Origin of the sequence: Sphingobacterium sp. 1.A.5, assembly GCF_002734235.1 — a bacterium.
Lineage (GTDB): Bacteria > Bacteroidota > Bacteroidia > Sphingobacteriales > Sphingobacteriaceae > Sphingobacterium > Sphingobacterium daejeonense.
The window spans coordinates 267,588-284,611 of the sequence record NZ_PEBA01000023.1 but is presented as its reverse complement, the minus strand read 5'-3'; the positions used below and the strand labels follow the sequence as shown (position 1 = coordinate 284,611).

Annotated in this window: 13 protein-coding genes; 9 read left to right on the top strand and 4 right to left on the bottom strand. The window is 36.0% G+C overall.

The window, feature by feature from the left end; genetic code table 11:
* The first annotated feature begins 1 nt into the window (after position 1).
* The 5 genes from fucP (at position 2) to CRT24_RS11715 (ending at position 7,154) form a co-directional block, all read left to right on the top strand.
* Positions 2–1,336: an L-fucose:H+ symporter permease gene (fucP, locus tag CRT24_RS11735; RefSeq protein WP_099371467.1), complete on the top strand. Its 1,335-nt coding sequence runs from the start codon at positions 2–4 to the stop codon at positions 1,334–1,336.
* Positions 1,337–1,347: 11 nt separating this feature from the next.
* The gene (locus tag CRT24_RS11730; RefSeq protein ID WP_099371420.1) at positions 1,348–3,012 is read left to right on the top strand and encodes a ribulokinase; all 1,665 of its coding nucleotides are present in this window, start codon (positions 1,348–1,350) and stop codon (positions 3,010–3,012) included.
* Positions 3,013–3,100: 88 nt separating this feature from the next.
* Complete coding sequence (locus CRT24_RS11725; protein ID WP_099371419.1) at positions 3,101–5,098, top strand: hypothetical protein; 1,998 nt, start codon at positions 3,101–3,103, stop codon at positions 5,096–5,098.
* 40 nt (positions 5,099–5,138) lie between these two features.
* The gene (locus CRT24_RS11720) at positions 5,139–6,128 is read left to right on the top strand and encodes a LacI family DNA-binding transcriptional regulator (protein ID WP_099371418.1); all 990 of its coding nucleotides are present in this window, start codon (positions 5,139–5,141) and stop codon (positions 6,126–6,128) included.
* 132 nt (positions 6,129–6,260) lie between these two features.
* Positions 6,261–7,154 (top strand): AraC family transcriptional regulator, encoded by an 894-nt coding sequence (locus CRT24_RS11715; RefSeq protein WP_180269123.1) that lies wholly within the window; start codon positions 6,261–6,263, stop codon positions 7,152–7,154.
* A 403-nt stretch (positions 7,155–7,557) separates the two neighbouring features.
* Here CRT24_RS11715 and CRT24_RS11705 read toward each other — a convergent pair whose 3' ends face one another.
* Entirely contained in the window at positions 7,558–8,064 is a 507-nt protein-coding gene (locus tag CRT24_RS11705; RefSeq protein ID WP_099371415.1) for a DUF6702 family protein, read from the bottom strand.
* Positions 8,065–8,176: 112 nt separating this feature from the next.
* Between CRT24_RS11705 and CRT24_RS11700 the strand changes: the two genes are divergently transcribed.
* The gene (locus tag CRT24_RS11700) at positions 8,177–8,752 is read left to right on the top strand and encodes a HupE/UreJ family protein (RefSeq protein WP_099371414.1); all 576 of its coding nucleotides are present in this window, start codon (positions 8,177–8,179) and stop codon (positions 8,750–8,752) included.
* Complete coding sequence (locus CRT24_RS11695; protein WP_180269122.1) at positions 8,749–11,115, top strand: M1 family metallopeptidase; 2,367 nt, start codon at positions 8,749–8,751, stop codon at positions 11,113–11,115. The genes CRT24_RS11700 and CRT24_RS11695 overlap by 4 nt, the downstream gene beginning before the upstream one ends.
* Before the next feature lie 55 nt (positions 11,116–11,170).
* Here the strand turns inward: CRT24_RS11695 and CRT24_RS11690 are convergent, their stop codons facing one another.
* From CRT24_RS11690 to CRT24_RS11680, 3 genes are read right to left on the bottom strand one after another with little or no spacing between them, the layout of a single operon-like run.
* Entirely contained in the window at positions 11,171–11,719 is a 549-nt protein-coding gene (locus CRT24_RS11690; protein ID WP_099371413.1) for a GNAT family N-acetyltransferase, read from the bottom strand.
* Positions 11,716–12,369, bottom strand: coding sequence for a TetR/AcrR family transcriptional regulator (locus tag CRT24_RS11685; protein ID WP_099371412.1), 654 nt, complete (start codon positions 12,367–12,369; stop codon positions 11,716–11,718). Before CRT24_RS11685 ends, CRT24_RS11690 begins: the two co-directional genes overlap by 4 nt.
* Positions 12,370–12,424: 55 nt before the next feature.
* Positions 12,425–13,492 carry a YafY family protein gene (locus CRT24_RS11680; RefSeq protein WP_099371411.1) on the bottom strand — a complete coding sequence of 356 codons (1,068 nt, stop codon included), beginning with the start codon at positions 13,490–13,492 and terminating at the stop codon, positions 12,425–12,427.
* A gap of 800 nt (positions 13,493–14,292) precedes the next feature.
* Between CRT24_RS11680 and CRT24_RS11675 the strand changes: the two genes are divergently transcribed.
* Positions 14,293–15,390 carry a slipin family protein gene (locus tag CRT24_RS11675; protein WP_099371410.1) on the top strand — a complete coding sequence of 366 codons (1,098 nt, stop codon included), beginning with the start codon at positions 14,293–14,295 and terminating at the stop codon, positions 15,388–15,390.
* Between the two features lie 67 nt (positions 15,391–15,457).
* On the top strand, positions 15,458–16,879 hold the full coding sequence (locus CRT24_RS11670) for an RtcB family protein (protein WP_099371409.1): 1,422 nt from the start codon (positions 15,458–15,460) through the stop codon (positions 16,877–16,879).
* Positions 16,880–17,024 lie beyond the last annotated feature (145 nt).

Genomic DNA, 17,024 nt, shown 5'->3' with positions numbered 1-17,024 from the left:
AATGGCAAACCAAAAGAAATCATTGTTTCGGGATGATGAAGGGAATTATCTATTAGTTCCGTTTCTGTTTATCTGTAGTTTATTTTTGTTGTGGGGTTTTGCCCATGGATTTTTGGATGTTTTAGACAAACATTTCCAGGATTTATTGCATGTTTCAAAGGCTCAGTCTGGTTTTGTACAATTTTCATTGTATATAGGATATTTAGCTATGGCCATTCCGGCAGGATTGTTCATTAAGAAGTATGGATATCAAAAAGGGATTATTTTCGGGTTGGTGTTGTTTGCTATAGGTGCTTTTATGTTTTATCCTGCGGCCAAATTAGCGGCCTTTATTCCATTTTTGACGGCTTTATTTGTAATTGCCTGTGGTTTGGCATTTCTAGAGACTGCTGCAAATCCCTATTCTATTGTATTAGGTTCTAAAGATGGGGCTGCCAGAAGGATTAATATTTCTCAATCATTCAATGGTTTGGGATGGATTCTAGGTCCTTTAATCGGTGGTCTTATGATTTTCGGTACAGAATCCGAAGGCGAACATGATAAATTTGACTCTTTGGTACAACCTTATATCGGTATCGGTTGTGTCGTAGTACTAGTTGCCATTGTATTTCTGATAATCAAATTGCCTGAAATCAAAGAAAAGAAAGAGGCTGGGGAATATGAAGAAAATCCTCCAATGCGGAATTTATTGAAGCATCCTGTTTTTATTTTTGCAGTGGTTGCACAATTTCTGTACGTAGCGGCACAAACAGGAACCAATTCATTTTTTATTAACTATGTCATAGATGCCATCCATGATCTTAAGACTCCAATTTCCGATATAATGAGTCATTTAGGGGCATTTGGTGATTTCTTTATGCCAAAGAATGATGAGCAGGCTGCTTCTTTGATTTTAGCAATTGGTGGTATGGGTGCTTTTTGGATTGGTCGATTAACGGGTTCATATTTAATGAAGTTTATTGCTCCGCATAAACTGTTGGGATTTTATGCTATTATGAATGTCATTTTGAATATTCTGGTATTTATGAATTTGGGATGGGTTTCAGTATTTGCGTTATTCTTAAGTTATTTCTTTATGTCCATTATGTTTCCAACAATTTTTGCTTTAGGCATCAACAACCTTGGGACATTGACGAAGAAAGGTTCTTCTTTTTTGGTAATGGCAGTTGCAGGAGGGGCATTCTGTCCTCCGTTGATGGGTTTGATCGCTGATCATAGCTCCATGGCGATGGGTTTTATTGTACCGGTATTTTGTTATATCGTCATCGCGATTTTTGCGATTTGGGGAGTTGGTAAAGTTGAAGGGAAGCTGGATATGTCAAATCCAGTACATTAAAAAGGATTTTCATGAAACAGACATATGTTATAGGTGTTGATTTTGGGACTGATTCGAGCAGGGCTCTGTTAGTGGATACTTCCAATGGTGAAGTGTTGGGGTCGGCAGTTTCACCATTCAAAAGATGGAAAGAAGGGAAATACTGTGATCCTAAATCAAGTCAGTTTAGACAACATCCACTTGATTATATTGAAAGTCTTGAAGAATGCTTAAAAAGTTGTTTAAATCAGGTGAGTTCTGAGGTTAAATCTCAAGTAGTTGCTATTTCAATTGATGCTACTGGCTCGACTCCTGTAGCAATAGATCAGAAAGGGCAGCCTTTAGCTTTATCCTCCAAGTTTTCAGAAAATCCTAACGCTATGTTTTTTCTTTGGAAAGACCATAGTTCTATTAAAGAAGTTGAAGAGATCAATAGAAAGGCTAAGGACTTTGATGTGAATTATCTAAGTTATTGTGGTGGGGCATATTCATCAGAGTGGTTTTGGTCGAAATTGTTGCATTTGGCAAGAACGGACCAAGAGGTTTTTGATGCAACTTATTCATGGGTAGAACAGAGTGATTGGCTTCCATTTTTATTGACGGGGCATCAGGATGCGAATCTGATTAGGAGAAATGTTTGTGCTGCAGGTCATAAAGCATTATGGGCTGAGGAGCTAGGAGGATATCCTCCAGAAGCGTTCTTTGAATATTTGGATCCGAAATTAAATCGGATTTATAAATCTATTGATCAGAAAGTATATACGGCTGATGAGGTTGTTGGGAATCTTTCCTCGGAATGGGCAGAGAAATTGGGTCTTAGCGAAGATGTTTTGATTACAGTAGGTGCGATTGATGCGCATGTGGGTGCAATTGGAGCTCAAATTGAGCCGGGTTTTATGTGTAAGGTGATGGGTACCTCTACCTGTGACATGATGGTAATTGAGAAAGAAGATTTAAAGGACAAGTTGGTTCAGGGGATCTGTGGTCAGGTTCAGGGATCTATTGTTCCACAATATATTGGATTGGAGGCTGGTCAGTCTGCATTTGGGGATGTTTACAATTGGCTCAAGAATTTGCTGTTGTGGCCAATGCGGAATAGTTTGAAGAGTAGTGCATCATCGGGTAGTCAGGCTGTTCTTGATTTTAAAGAAGAGCTAGAGCATAATTTACTTTCTGATCTTTCCGAATTGGCAAAACAACAGCCTGTTACTGAGAATTCTGAGTTGGCTTTAGATTGGTTTAACGGCCGTCGAACACCGAATGTTGATCCTTCCTTAACTGCTGCACTCGTGAATTTGGATTTAGGGAGTAGTCCAGTTAATATTTTTCAGGCTTTAGTTGAAGCAACATGTTTTGGGTCTAGAGCTATTGTGGAGCATGTAGAGGAGCAAGGTGTGCCTATCAAAGGGGTAATAGGCATAGGTGGTATTGCAAAGAAATCCGAATATGTTATGCAAACCTTGGCAGATGTTTTACAAAGGCCTATTAAAGTTCATCGATCTGATGAAACCTGTGCTTTAGGAGCTTGTATGCTAGCAGCAACAGCAGCTGGAGTATATCCTACTTTATCAGAGGCGATGAAAGGGATGGGTTCAGGTTTTGAAAAAGAATATTTGCCGAATCCTGAAATGAAAGATATATACGATATAAGGTATAAGAAATATAATACTTTAGGATCGGCAATCAATAAATTATAGGAGCTATATGAATTTGTTTGGTCAGTATATTTTAATTGTTTGTTTTTGTTTTTTAAATCTATCAAGTAAAACATTACAGGGGAAAGAGATGCCTCAGGAGTTAAAAAGATATATTTCTCATCTAGAATATTCTAAAGTTGAAGGTAAGGGGCCAAAATTAAATTTCAATAAAGTTGATTCTCATATTTATAAAGTTGATGTGAGTTGGGATTTACAAAAGGATATTAATTTAACCAGTTTGTATTTGAATATTTATCCCAATTTTAATCCAACATTTCATTGGGCACCTCATCTTACACCTACAGACAATCATATCATTGCACAACATGTATTTCGATCACCGGCAATGATTGTACAGGATAAGAGAAAGAGTATAAGTATTATTCCTGATGTAACTTTATTAGAAAAAAAACCTGTTGTACCATGGTATCTTGATTTAAATGCAAGTGAAAATGTAATGACAATAGGTCAAGCGAATTCCAAAATAACAGACCATGTACTTTATGAAAAAGAGGATAAAACTCATTTTTCTAAAGGAATATATACGCTTTCTTTTTATGTTTTGGTTTCGTCGGATCAAAGGAACATAGAGAACCCATTTGCTAGTGTAAATTCTTTTATGTGGCAAAAATGGGGTTCGCCATTTTATGCTAAAGGTGAGCCATTTTCAAAAAACAATTTAGATTCTTATGTTGATTATACATATCAATGGGCATTTAATCATTGGCGAGATGCGGTTTGGCAAGAATTTGACTTAAATGATAGGAGAGTTGGTGCACCTACATTTATTGTGAATGTTACTCAAAGCCCAAATTACCGTGAAGAAACAAATGAAAGGGAATTTAGATCAATTTGGAACCAGGCTTGGTTCAACTCCTTAAGGTCTGCTTCTGGTCTTTTTAGGTATGCAAAAAGAAAAGGAGTCGATTCACTGCTAAGTTATGCCAATCAAACAAAAGAATTAGCACTTTCATTTCCTCAAATTAATGGTTTTTTTCCGGGTTTAATTGGGACAGAAATGGTTGATGTAGATATTAATGGTAAAAAATACAGGCGTTCTGCAGGATGGGATACTTATTATTTTGGCAACTCAAATCGTAATCCATTTACATGGGATCCAAAAACTGCACCTTATCACATTCTTGACATGAGTTATACTGCGATGTTAATGTTAGATTGGTATTCTGAATTGGAAAAGGATGAGCGGTTATTAAATTATTCTAAAAGCTATGCTGAGTCGTTATTAAGAATCCAACGTCCGGATGGATATTTCCCTGCTTGGTTAAGCTTAGAAGATCAAAAGGATATGGAGATTTTGAGCAAATCTCCAGAATCAGCAATGTCGGTTTCATTCCTTTTAAAGTTATATCAGGTTTTGCATGATGAAAAGTATAAGAATGCGGCTTTAAAGGCATTGTCGGTGATTGAAGAAGAAATTGTACCTATTGGGAAATGGGAGGATTTTGAGACCTATTGGTCCTGCAGTCGTTATGGTCATGATAGTTTGGTCGATAAAAAGCTGGTTCGGAATAATATGTTTAAGCAAAATACCTTAAGTATCTATTACGTTGCTCATGCATTCATGGAAGCTTATCGTGTGACGAATGAACAAGCATATTTGATGAAAGGACAGCGGGTAATGGATGAGTTGTTGATGTGGCAAGCTGTATGGCAACCTTCATTTATTTATATCCATGCGTTGGGCGGGTTTGGCGTTATGAATGCAGATGCTGAATGGAATGATTCGAGGCAAAGTTTATTTGCTGAATTGATAATGGAATATGGCAAAGAATTGAATCGCAAAGATTATATGGAACGTGGGATTTCTGCACTGAAGGCGTCATTTGTAATGATGTACAGCCCTGAGAATATCGAAACTAAGGAACAATGGCAGCGACGGTGGCCATTTTTGGGGGAGAAGGATTACGGTTTTATGATGGAAAATTACGGTCATGATGGGCGGACTGATGCAAATGGTATTGGTATCGGTGAATTTACCATTTATGATTGGGGGAATGGGGCTGCTGCTGAGGCAGTAAATCGCGTGATTGACCATTGGGGTCCTAACTTTATGGATAAGTGGTAAGCTAATCTTAATTATGAATTAATAATAATATATTTACAAAATGGTAAAAAAGGTTTCATTAAAGGATATAGCGCAGAAGATAGGTGTTTCAACGGCCTTGGTTTCTTATGTGCTGAGCGGTAATGAGGAAAAAGGGAGAGTTGGTAAAGAAACTGCCGAAAAAATAAGGCAAGCCGCGAAAGAATTGAACTACCAGCCGAACCATATTGCCAAAAGTTTAAAGACCGGAAAAACCAATACCATTGGACTTATCGTTGCCGATATATCGAATCCATTCTTTGCATCTATTGCAAGAGGCGTGGAGGATGAGTCAGGACAGTTTGGTTTAACAACCATTATTGGCAGTTCAGATGAGAGTCCAGAAAAACTTAAGAATCTTGTGGATGTTTTCATCAAAAGACAGGTCGATGGTTTTATTATCTCGCCGCCAGACCACTCTGAGGAGACCATCGATTATATTATTTCGTTAGGTATCCCGATTTGCCTGATCGATAGGCACTTTGAACATGTCAATTCCAGTTATGTAGTAACTGACAATAAGGAGTCAATGGGAAAAGCAGTTAGTTACTTAATTGAATTAGGATATAAGAATTTAGCTTTCATAGGCTATGATAGCAGTCTTCAACATATGAAAGATCGTGAACAAGGATTTTTGGACGCTACTGCATCCATTGGTTCGAAAGTTTATAAGATTAATTTCAACAAACAGCAGGCTGAACTGGGCAAGAACATTCAATATATCCTAAAAACCCAAAAAGCTGATGCTATTGTCTTTGCGACCAATACGTTGTCTATTGCTGGTTTGAAATACCTTACTCAACAAGGAGTTCAAATTCCAGATGACCTTAATGTCATGTGTTTTGACTCCAGTGAAGTATATGATTTCTTTTATCACCCTATAATTCATGTAAAACAACCGATAGAAAACCTTGCTAAAGAAAGTGTTACAATATTAACTAGTCAAATGAAAGAAAATACCATTCAAAAGAAGGTATTAAGTTCAGAATTAGTGGCTAAAACCAGGGCTTAAAAAAATATTTTAATATAATTCCAAATCATAGGGCAGGATTACAAAAAAATGATATTTTTGTTGTAACTAAATTATGAATATCAAACCTTTGTTGCCGACAGCCAACGGTACCAAGGAAAAAAAATGGATTGTATGGAAGCTATTAAGACAATGGAAGCGAGGTATCCTATTGAGTTTACTGTGCCTGCCTTTGGTGCCGGTTCGTTTTATGTCCAAGAGGACCTTAGAGATGATTTTTATAGCCACTACCACAGACATAGAGAAATACAGATTTCTTATATATTGAAGGGGAGAGGTTCGGTAGTGATAGGAAACTTGATACAACCATTCTTTGAAAATGAAATCTATATATTGAAAGCAAATGATCCTCATGTTTTTATTAAAGAAGGGTCAGATGACGAGCAGATCCATGTTGTTCACATCTTCGTTGCTTTTGATAAAATGCAAGCATTTTTCAATATGCAAGAACTTCATAGAATTCGAGACATTTTTAATTCACTAGACTCAAGCAAAAAGTTCCTGCCAAAGACCAGTATACCAGTTAGGTTAAAATTTCAATCCTTAATGCGTGAAGAAGGCTTGTCCAAATTAATGCGTGTTTTGGAAATCTTTGATTATTTGATAGCAAATGAAAAAGAGATGATTTCCCTTTATTCGGGATTGCCGGAATCTAATTTCAACGATAAAGTAGGTGTAAGGATCAATGAGGTATTGAGGTTCTCCCTGGAAAATTATAATAAAGAGATCAGCATCGATGAAGTTGCCCAGCTTATCCATATGACGCCATCCGCCTTCTGTAAGTACTTTAAAAAGCATACAATGAAAACGTATGTGACCTTTTTGAATGAAATCAGAATTGAAAAAGCCTGTCAATTATTGATCAACAAATCCACAGAAAACATCTCTGAAGTTGCCTATCAATGTGGATTCAATACCGTTGTTCATTTTAACAGAGTATTCAAACACATTTTGCATAGCTCCCCCTCAGAATTCATTCATCGACATGCGGTTGATGTGAGGAATTAGGGGTTAGACATTAGACATTAGACAATAGACAATAGAATTGGTACTTTCCAGCTCATCTTGTGTCTTATGTCTTATGTCTATTGTCTTTAATAAATTTAATTTGTTTTTTGGCTCAAAATTTGTTATATTACCTGCATACCAAAAAGAAAGGTAATATATATGATTAAAAAAGAAAGAAGTAAAAAAGAAAAATTGATTCAGAACCCATTATCATTTTATGTAACGAATGTCGGGTTTATCGGAAACCAACCAAGACCAAAACAAAGAAGTGTTAACAAGAAAAGTTAACTCTTCTAAAAAACAAAACAAATTAAATTTAGATGTGCTTTTTGAGAAAAAAGCATTTTGTGTTTCTAAGGGGTGTGTAATTCCCAAATCCCCGTTTCCCTGTAAAATATTCTTATTAAAAACTAAATGATGCGGTCCTTTTAGGATTGTCTAGTTTGGTGCTTTTCTTCATATTATTCACTTTGAGGTGCATAATATTAGATTGGGATTTAAAATCTCGATATAAAAGTTGGTTGACAATTTCTATTTTGTTGACAGCATTTATGTTTTGGATTTCCAAATAGCACCAAGCAACATCTTCTTCGATTTCATAACCAACAAATTTCAAGTTTTTGTTTTGATTGTTAATTGCTAATTTCAGATTGTGTTGTATATATCTTGAAATAGCAGAGTCGGCTTCTGCTTTGTTTTTAGGATTTATGACATCAATTTTCTTTCCTGTTTGATTTTTCAGCGCGACTTCCAGATCATCGTAAAACAGCCTACAGGATACTTCAATTCTTTTATTTTTTGCATTGTAATCTATGGATGTGATGCTTACATAAAACGGATGTGCAAATGCAATAAGAGCGGTACTCAAACCTACAATTGTTAATAATATTCTGTTTTTTAACGAATTCATTCCTTCTAGTTTTGCAACAATTATGTGCTAAATTATTTAAAAATTGCAAATGCATTTGTCAATATTAAAATAATATTAATTTTGTTATGTTTTTATTACAATAACCTAATTAATGAGTGAATTTTCCATTTATTTTCAACTCGGTTGGCAGCATATCCTAGACCTTACTGGATATGATCATATTTTATTTGTACTGGTTTTGTGTTGCAGCTATACTCTTAAAGATTGGAAACGATTACTTTGGTTGGTGACTGCATTCACGGTTGGTCATTCTATCACATTAGCTCTTGCAGCCTTTAAGATTGTTAAAGTTGATACAGGATGGGTTGAATTTTTAATTCCAGTTACCATTTTGATAACCGCTTTATATAATCTTCCCAAAAGAAGGAAACAGCGCAATCCTTATATTTTATATGCAATGACACTGTTTTTTGGTTTGATTCACGGACTGGGTTTTTCAAATTACCTTCAATCTTTATTGGGTCAAGAGGCGAATATTGTATTGCCCCTATTGTCATTCAATATAGGGTTAGAATTTGGACAGCTTATTATCGTATTTTTCGTTATTCTTTTATCTGAATTGATGTTAAAGATTTTCTCCGTGTCAAATAGGGATTGGAGTTTCTTTTTGTCTTCTGCGGTAATAGGGATTTCATTTATCATGGCACTTGAACGTATTCCACTATGAAATTAAATAATCAACTAATCAGAGGCTTTTGTTTGGCGTTGGTAGGGGTATCAACACTTCAAACAGCATTCTCCCAAATGCAAAATAATCCAGGGTCGAACCACGGGAATAAATTTGAACAACTTGGCAGTTTGCTTTCTGACCCTAATATTTTCAGGACTGCCTCTGGAGCTCCTGGTTCGATGTATTGGCAACAGAAAGCTGATTATGTAATCGATGTAGAGGTTGATGAGGTAAATCAGCTGTTGAAAGGATCGGAAACAATTACTTATACCAATAATTCTCCGGATCCATTGAGTTATCTATGGCTACAATTGGATGAAAATGAGCATGCTGATAATGCTGAGAGCAAAAGATTTGACCAGAGCAGTTTGCGTGAAAGAATGTCGTTAGAGTCTTTGAAGTCTATCGTACCTGAACAAAAGGGTTATGGAGTTAATATTCGAAAATTGACAGATGCATCGGGCAAAGCTATGGATTATGTCATAAACTATACGATGATGCGTGTTGACCTTCCAACTCCATTGAAACCTGGTGCGAAGATTTCATTAAAAATAGATTGGGATTATAAAATTACTGACCGGATGGTCGAAAATGGTCGTGGAGGTTATGAACATTTTGCTAAAGATGACAATTACTTATATACGATAGCACAATGGTTTCCCCGGATGGCGGTTTACTCAGATTTCCAAGGATGGCAGAATAAGCAATTTACGGGACGTGGGGAATTTGCTTTGGTCTTTGGGGATTATAAAGTAAACATCACCGTTCCTGCTGACCATATTGTTGGAGCTACAGGTGAGTGTCAAAATTATGCACAAGTATTAAATTCTACACAACTAGCACGCTGGAAACAAGCACAGCAAACAAAGGAACCGGTAGAGATTGTTACCTTGGAGGATGCTAATAAGGCTATTCAACAAAAGTCTTCTGCTAAAAAGACTTGGGTTTATGAGGCTAAAAATGTTCGTGATTTTGCATTTGTTACTTCACGAAGGTTAATTTGGGATGCGATGAAGGTGAACGACGGTGTACCTGGCAACCAACCGATGGCTATGTCTTATTATGGTCCTGAAGCTTATCCACTTTACCGTAAATACTCTACTAAAGTAGTTGCGCATACCCTGAAGACCTATTCAAAATTTTCCATTCCTTATCCTTATCCAGTTGCCATTTCTGTAGAAGCAGCAAACGGTATGGAATATCCAATGATCTGTTTCAATTATGGTCGTGCTGATGAGGATGGGACTTATACAGAAGCTGTGAAATATGGAATGATTGGTGTTATTATTCATGAGGTTGGTCATAATTTCTTTCCAATGATCGTAAATTCAGACGAGCGACAATGGACATGGATGGATGAAGGCTTAAATACCTTTCTTCAATATCTTACTGAACAGGAATGGGATAAAGATTTTCCTTCGCGTCGTGGCCCGGCCCACAAAATCGTAGACTACATGAAGTTGCCAAAAGATCAGCTGGAGCCTATCATGACCAATTCTGAGAACATAGTCCAATTTGGTCCGAATGCTTATGCAAAGCCGGCTACTGCATTGAATATTCTTCGTGAAACCATTATGGGGAGGGAGTTGTTCGACTATGCATTTAAGGAATATGCGAAAAGATGGGAATTTAAACATCCTACTCCTGCGGATTTCTTCCGTACTATGGAAGATGCGTCAGCAGTAGATTTGGACTGGTTCTGGAGAGGTTGGTTCTTCACTACTGACCCAGTTGAAATATCCTTGGAAAATGTTACCCAATATAGAATGAGTGGAGGGGATCCAAAAGTCACACAACAACAAAGAAAAGAAGCTTTCGAAAAGGACCTAAACAGTATTACCCGCCAACGGAATATGGAAGAGAACATGGCTTTTTTGGTGGATAAAGATACTTCCTTATTAGATTTCTACAATAAATGGGATCGATTTGCAGTGAAACCTTCTGATGAAGCTGCGTATCAAAAATTTTATGATAATTTGAACGAAAAGGAGAAGGATATTTTCAATGGTAAAACCTCTTTTTATGAGTTGAATTTTAAAAATAATGGCGGATTGGTCATGCCCTTAATAATTGAGTGGACCTTTACTGATGGTTCCAAGGAAATCGATAATGTACCGGCATATATCTGGAGGATGGATGAAAATGAGGCTACTAAAGTTTTTGCGAAAACAAAGCAGGTTGCTTCTGTAAAATTAGATCCATTCCGTGAGACTGCAGACATAGATGAGTCAAATAATTCGTGGCCACGAACTTCCCAACCGTCAAGATTCGAGCTTTATCAACAAAATGGTAGGTCGGCGCGAGGTCAGTCAGCAGAACCAAACCCCATGAAAGAAGCGAAAAAAGAAAATAATAATTAGGTAGTTGCCAAACCAAAAAATTAAGCCGGAGCGTAAACTGTTCCGGCTTTAATATTTATTGTTCTTCGTCGGATTTTAATTTTGAGAATACCAGTAAGTCCCTGAATTGATAATTTCCGATCCATTCACCATTTCTTTTTGTTCCTTCGAGTTTAAACCCTAAACGCTTTGGAATATTTATACTTTTTTCATTACCTATGGCACAACAAATTTGAACGCGTTCAATATTTAAATCATCGAAAAGGGTTTTTATTAAGGCACTGACAGATTTTGTCATAATTCCCTGGTTTTGGTATTCTTCGGAGAGCCAATATCCAATTTCGGTATTTCTGTTGATCATGTCGGTTTCTTTTGTTCCGATTAATCCAATCATCCTGTCATTTAGACAAATCTTGTAAACATAATCTTTCTTCAATTTCCTGCTCAACATTGCCATTTCAACAAATCCTTTGCTGTCATCAACCTTTTTGGTGAACTGTACAAATGGGAGCCATTCTCCTAGATACTCTCGTTCCTTATTGATAATGTTAAACATACGGATGGCGTCACTTTCTACCAGAGCTTTTAAAGTAATATTAATATCTATGGGAATAGTTCTCTTCATGTAGGCGTTTTATTTAGTATCATTTTCAAAGCATTGATTATTCTTTCTCGATCTACACCCAAATTAAGGTCCAATCCGCAAAATGTGCTGCCATTAGTTTGAGCGTGCATCGCCAGATAATACAAACCTGCAGTCTGTAAAGCTAAAACAGCGCGGATATCCACATTGCTTTCAATAAATGATTTTTCATATCTCTGAATCAATTGTTCCCCAATTTCTTCTCTACTGTTGGCAAGTTTTCTGAGAATATCCTTGTCTTCTGATAACTCCCATTGTAAAATACGTTGAAGGATTTCATCCTTCATCACGGTGTCAAATTGTCCAATTAATAAGTTTTGCATTTCATTTTGACTTATTACATCTTGGTTCAATAGTGTTGTAATGGTAGTCTTTGCTTTAGTTTTCCAATAATCTCTTTTTTGAATGAAAGTTTCTACAAGGTTGTCCAGGTTTTCAAAATAAGTATAGATAAGTTTTCGGTCAACTTTTGCTTCAGTTGCAATATTGGCAATCGATAGACCAGGATAGCCGTGTTTTTTCAATACTTTTCCAACAGCATTCACGATTTTATTCATCGTTCTTGCTTTTTCACGAACGGGACCAGATGTTACTTTTCTCGTCTTTTGATCCGTCTTTGGAATTTTTTTCATGAATATTATTTTAATATAACCTTAAATGTACATATAAAACAAATCTCTTTGCGAATTATCCATTTTCTGGGGTATTCAATTTATCTTGTATTGGTTTCTCCGGTGGAGTTAATTCATATTTTCTATATGCCCGATTCAATCTATATTTAATTCTTTTTTCCAATGATTTAGGTGCTAAAACTTTTATACACTCTCCAAAACCTAGAATCTCACGTTCTAATTCCAAATTTAAAACCACATCAATTCTGATTATAATCGATCCATCTTCCGATCTATTAATTATTTGTTGAGAAGAATGAATGGGTTTAGTTTCGATATACGGGGCATTTGATTTGTCTATTTGTAACAATACTTTTTGGCCTCGATCTTTTTCCGATTTAGTTACTCCAATCACATCACTATAATATCTGTCAAAATTTACGCCTTCATAGTGTTTAAAGCCTGCTTTTGCCATCTCATCTAAATCGACGATTCGGTCTAATGCTAATGTGATAATGTTATCGATGTTTTTTTGCTTGCAGATCAAAAACCAACGATTTCTGAATTCTTTTAATAAATAGGGATAATATATCTTTTCAATAGGCTGTTGTGATCGGAATGACTTGTATTTTATCAGTAAAGGAATTTCTTCTTTAATAGCTTTATATAGCGGTGTTATCCATTTGATTCCCTTTAATAGGGGATTTCCTTCCATTTGCACAATGGATTTCCCATGCGTATTATTAGAGTATATATGACTTTCCAATCGGACAATCATGTCGCTCATTTCTTCAAAAAAATTAAATCCATTCAAATGTTTGAGAAGGTCAACAGCTTCTTTCATTTTCTCCATATCAACAGATGAAAGGGGCGAATTGCTGATACTATAATTCGGATCTTCATAACTATAGTATTTGCGGTCTTTGACAATTATTGGGGCATTGTACCCTAGTTTGTTGCTTCGCATTAATTGTAAATCACTTTGTATTGTCCGTTTACTAACGCCATTATTAATACCTTCTAATTCGTATAGACCATCAGACACTTTCTCTATTAGATCCTCAAGGGTCCATTTCCTATGTTTTTGTTGTAAACATTGGTCAATGATTTTATAACGGATTAATGCTAGTTTGTTTGTTGACATCTTATTTTTCTTTTCAAAGCAATAATTTAATTTAAGTAAAAAGTTTTGTCTACGCAATGTATTTGCGTAGTATTCTTTTTAAAAAGGAATCTAGATGTTTTGTATAAAAATTATATTACTGAATATTAATATCTTACATATATTTTCATCTTTTTATAATCATAAATTTTTATTGCGCATAAAGGCTGCGCACTGGTGTTAGCATCTTTGTAATGTCAGGTATGACATTGTTCTTTGATCAAACAAGCGGTAAGCTTTTTTTAACGATATATATCCGTTTGGATATATGGTCTGTAATCTCAAATTGAGATCCTAGTCATCTGTTTCTGTATAGCAGATTAGTGCTTAGCCAATAGGTTAAAGTATACTGGTCGATAGGAGAGGTTATAGTTCATACTTTGTGTGTTGCAGGTTCGACTCCTGCACCTGATTCGTCAGGTTAATTCAATTGGTAGAATAACAAACCCCGGCGAAAGCCACACTGACATCTTTGATGTCCTTTTAACGCTTTTTGCGTTCCTGAGAGTTATGGTTTTCTCACGAAAAAAACCTAAAGCTCATCGTTTATTTTTCGGCCAAAACATAATTGTTATTGGCAATTAGTAAGAGTCTTAGCAATTTTTTGCTAGTCTTAAAACAAAAGATTTATACGTTGATAGAATCCTGATCCATCGGGAATATAAAGATCTATAATTCGGTAAGTTTTAAAACTACCTCTAGATTCCGGCTTGAACTGATGAAAGATGAACGATGGCTTTATTAAAATGATTAATAGAGTATAAATAATAAATTATAATGCAATGAAAAGGATAGTAATTAACAAAAATGAAGTAGGTATGGTTATCAAAAATAATGCTGTAAAACGCATATTAACTGAAGGAACCTATTGGTTAGGGTTTGGTGAATCAGTTGATCGATACAATATGGCAGATTATTTTCATGTAAATCATAATACGGATGTGCTTTTGACTGTACCTGGATTTGCAGAATTGGTTGAAATCGTAGATGTACTTGACAATGAGATCTGTTTAGTTTTTATCAACAATTTATTTACAAATGTGTTGGGTCCTGGTCGATATTTCTTTTGGAAGGGTTTGTTAACCTATAATTTTCAAATAGAAAATATGAACCATTGGGAAGTTCCTGATTCAATAAATAGAGCATATATGGAATCTCCAGCTTTGATGTATTATATCAATAGATATATTGTTAGAGATTATGAAGGAGCGATTTTAATGGTCAATGGTAAATTCGAAAGAGAACTTATTCCAGGGGAATATAACTATTGGAAAAGCTTTAATAGAATTGAAGTTCTCAAAGTGGATTTCAGGACAGTTCAGATGGATATTCATGGACAAGAAATATTGACCAAGGACAAAGTTCAAATCAGACTGAATCTCAACATTCAATATCAAGTGAGTGATATGAAAGTTGCCTTGTTGGAAAACCATTCCTATATCGATCAATTATATAATTTGATGCAGATGGAGGTGAGATTGATGGTTGGAAATCAAAATTTGGATCAGCTTTTAGAAAACAAGGAAGTTATTGCCGAGACAATCTTGATGAAGAATGTTGTAGGAGTGAATAGGCTAGGATTAAAATTGATTTCGGCGGGTATTAAGGACATCATTCTTCCTGGGGAAGTTCGAGATATTATGAACCAGGTATTGGTTGCCGAGAAAAAAGCACAGGCCAATATCATCACTAGGAGAGAAGAAACAGCATCTACAAGAAGCCTGCTGAATACGGCAAAATTGCTTGAAGAAAATGCCATGCTCTTCAGATTGAAAGAAATGGAATACGTTGAGAAAATTGCTGATAAAATCAATTCGATTTCAGTTTCTGGCAATGGACAAATCGTGGATCAATTGAAACAATTGTTCTTAAATAAATAGGAAGCCCAGCAGGACAATTTGGTCCTGCTGATTAAAAACAGTATTAAAATTGATAAATTAAGATATTATGGAAAATATGAGAATAAATGGCAATGATTTAATTGCTTTAGGATATAAAGAAAATGAAGCATTGGGCGTAGCCTTAAAAATAAACCGATTACGTTTAGGTTATAAGCGAGATGAGATGTTGGAGAAATTCAAAGAAGTTTTGGATAATCCGGAGGCATATTTAGGGGATCAAGTTTTTGCTCCACTCTCGAACATGCTATTGAATGTGGATAAACTTGAAAAAGAATATATTAAGTTGAAATCTGAGGTTGATTCTTATGAGGTTTATGGTGGGGATCAAATTGAGGCAGGAGCGAAAAAACAGATGAACACTGCCATGAAATTACCGATTACAGTTGCTGGTGCATTGATGCCAGATGCTCATCAAGGTTATGGTTTGCCTATAGGAGGTGTTTTGGCGGCAAACAATGCCGTTATTCCTTATGGAGTAGGCGTGGATATCGGATGCCGAATGGCCTTGTCCATATTTGATTTGCCAGCAACATATCTAGAAAGCCATCATGATGATCTTAAGAAAATCTTGATGAAAACCACAAGATTTGGTGCAGGAAATGGATTTCTAAAACATGAGCGATTGGATCATGAAGTATTGGAGAATGAATTGTTCAATGAAAACCCTTTTATTCAGAATCTGAAGGACAAGGCTTGGACCCAATTAGGGTCATCTGGTGGAGGAAACCATTTTGTGGAATTTGGAATTATGGAATTTCAGGCAGAAGATAAGGAGCTTGGAATTCATGAAGGCACCTACTTGGCCCTACTAACTCATTCCGGATCAAGAGGTTTAGGGGCTATGATTGCCAACCATTATACGAAGTTGGCCATGGAATTATGCAAGCTTCCCTATGAAGCCAAGCATTTGGCTTACTTTGACTTAGACTCTGCTGAAGGGCAAGAATATTGGATGGCGATGAATTTAGCTGGTGATTATGCTTCAGCCTGTCATGAAGTGATTCATGAAAAAGTATTGTCAGAACTAGGGGCAGAAAGGTTGGCGAAAATTGAAAACCACCACAATTTTGCATGGAAAGAGAAATGGAAAGGAGAGGATGTCATTGTACACCGCAAAGGTGCTACACCAGCTGGAGAAGGGGTGATGGGAATTATACCTGGATCCATGGCAGCGCCAGGATTCTTGGTTCGTGGAAAAGGTGAAGAGCAATCCATCAACTCTGCTTCGCATGGCGCAGGTCGATTAATGAGCAGAACCCAAGCCATCAAAACTTTATCTAGGTCTGAAGTTTCCAAAAAACTAGAGGATTTGGGTATAACTTTGATCGGTGCAGACTTGGATGAGGCTCCAATGGCCTATAAAAATATACATGAAGTCATGGCAGCACAGACAGATTTAGTAAATGTTGTTGCAAGCTTTCACCCGAAAGTTGTAAGAATGGCTGATGATGGTTCAAAAGAAGACTGATTTAAGGCATATTAAGCTAGTTCCAAATTAATTGTAAGATAAAAATTATAATTTAATTTGGAACTTAATCGGTTAAGCATTAAACTTGTATTAATTATAAACTGAATTACTAATTAAATTTTCGTTCCGATAAGTAGCATTTGTG

Bases quoted from the DNA above. Each gene is read 5' to 3' on its own strand.
- fucP (WP_099371467.1), top strand. From the start codon at position 2: ATGGCAAACCAAAAGAAATCATTGTTTCGGGATGATGAAGGGAATTAT.
- CRT24_RS11730 (WP_099371420.1), top strand. From the start codon at position 1,348: ATGAAACAGACATATGTTATAGGTGTTGATTTTGGGACTGATTCGAGC.
- CRT24_RS11725 (WP_099371419.1), top strand. From the start codon at position 3,101: ATGCCTCAGGAGTTAAAAAGATATATTTCTCATCTAGAATATTCTAAA.
- CRT24_RS11720 (WP_099371418.1), top strand. From the start codon at position 5,139: ATGGTAAAAAAGGTTTCATTAAAGGATATAGCGCAGAAGATAGGTGTT.
- CRT24_RS11715 (WP_180269123.1), top strand. From the start codon at position 6,261: ATGGAAGCTATTAAGACAATGGAAGCGAGGTATCCTATTGAGTTTACT.
- CRT24_RS11705 (WP_099371415.1), bottom strand. From the start codon at position 8,064: ATGAATTCGTTAAAAAACAGAATATTATTAACAATTGTAGGTTTGAGT.
- CRT24_RS11700 (WP_099371414.1), top strand. From the start codon at position 8,177: ATGAGTGAATTTTCCATTTATTTTCAACTCGGTTGGCAGCATATCCTA.
- CRT24_RS11695 (WP_180269122.1), top strand. From the start codon at position 8,749: ATGAAATTAAATAATCAACTAATCAGAGGCTTTTGTTTGGCGTTGGTA.
- CRT24_RS11690 (WP_099371413.1), bottom strand. From the start codon at position 11,719: ATGAAGAGAACTATTCCCATAGATATTAATATTACTTTAAAAGCTCTG.
- CRT24_RS11685 (WP_099371412.1), bottom strand. From the start codon at position 12,369: ATGAAAAAAATTCCAAAGACGGATCAAAAGACGAGAAAAGTAACATCT.
- CRT24_RS11680 (WP_099371411.1), bottom strand. From the start codon at position 13,492: ATGTCAACAAACAAACTAGCATTAATCCGTTATAAAATCATTGACCAA.
- CRT24_RS11675 (WP_099371410.1), top strand. From the start codon at position 14,293: ATGAAAAGGATAGTAATTAACAAAAATGAAGTAGGTATGGTTATCAAA.
- CRT24_RS11670 (WP_099371409.1), top strand. From the start codon at position 15,458: ATGGAAAATATGAGAATAAATGGCAATGATTTAATTGCTTTAGGATAT.